Below are 264 nucleotides of genomic sequence, written 5' to 3'. Positions count from 1 at the left end.
GCGCTTGGCTGTCCATCGCATCGACTTGATGCGTGTGCAAGATCGCAGCTTGTTTAAAGCTGTCTTTTTCTTTTACGCTTTGCGCGATATCATCGCATTTGTCTTTGGTACGTGAGGCGATATGAATCTCACCAAGCACATCATTATGCATCGCACATTTATGCGCGACCACTTGAGCGACACCGCCTGCTCCGATGATGAGTACGTCTTTTTTGTTGGGCTTAACTGGTTGGTTTGTGTTCAATGAACAATCCTCCTTTGTGT

General features: G+C 46.6%; 1 protein-coding gene. It reads right to left on the bottom strand.

Annotated elements, in window-relative coordinates; genetic code table 11:
- A partial coding sequence (locus AAEY78_RS13570; protein WP_352339854.1) for a saccharopine dehydrogenase NADP-binding domain-containing protein occupies positions 1 to 244 on the bottom strand: 244 nt, incomplete at its 3' end.
- Positions 245 to 264: the final 20 nt, after the last annotated feature.

The organism is Psychrobacter sp. 16-MNA-CIBAN-0192, from assembly GCF_040309565.1.
Taxonomy (GTDB): Bacteria; Pseudomonadota; Gammaproteobacteria; order Pseudomonadales; family Moraxellaceae; genus Psychrobacter.
The sequence above is the reverse complement of the archived record's forward strand: the minus strand, read 5'-3'. Positions and strand labels throughout refer to the sequence as shown.